The organism is Pseudomonas nicosulfuronedens (assembly GCF_005877905.1).
Classification (GTDB): domain Bacteria; phylum Pseudomonadota; class Gammaproteobacteria; order Pseudomonadales; family Pseudomonadaceae; genus Pseudomonas; species Pseudomonas nicosulfuronedens.
The window spans coordinates 1-652 of the sequence record NZ_SWDV01000131.1 but is presented as its reverse complement, the minus strand read 5'-3'; the positions used below and the strand labels follow the sequence as shown (position 1 = coordinate 652).

The 652-nt window shown below is 46.9% G+C and carries 1 protein-coding gene; it reads right to left on the bottom strand.

Annotated elements, in window-relative coordinates:
* Positions 1-652: conjugal transfer protein TraH (locus FAS41_RS30755; protein ID WP_177421681.1), on the bottom strand; the 652-nt coding region annotated here is incomplete at both ends.

Here is a 652-nt window from a genome sequence, read left to right as displayed (position 1 = left end):
CTACGAAGAACTTTACGCCATCGCTGCCGATGAGCGTAGGGAGAGGGGTGACTGTGAAGTTCTTCCCTCCCTTCTCGTCTGTTGCTGGTGTAATTATGAAAGACCCCACCATCGACATAATGAACTCGGCATTCTCATCACTTCCAAACAGAATCTGAGAAGCTAAGCTTGTCTTCTGCATGGCACACCACAGAACATTGCCAACGTCCTTGCAATTAGTTGCTTTCCCGGAAGAGACCAGTCTGTTGGCAGGTGAATCATCTGCGGTAGATTTTGCACTGAAGAAGTCCGTAGCCACATTATTACCGAAGGCACTGATCGCCGATGATAAGTCTGAAGACTCTTCATAAGCCTTTTTTGCATCAGTAATTAGACCGCTGGCAATTTGACAGCTATTCGAGAACATCTGATTTAGGGACTGGATCTTATTCGCCAGGTTCCGAATGACACCTGCAGTTTGAGCATCCATTGCATCAATAGCGAGATCAAATGCAAAGCCAGATACGATCCCAGTCGCGTTTGCAGCGATGTTCCGCATCAGTGCCACGAACTCCTCGCCATTAATAAATGAAAAAGAACCGGAGTACAGATTAATACCGCCACATCCAGCTTTAGCGCTGGGAGGAGTAATGCTGATCAAGTTTGACGTTGA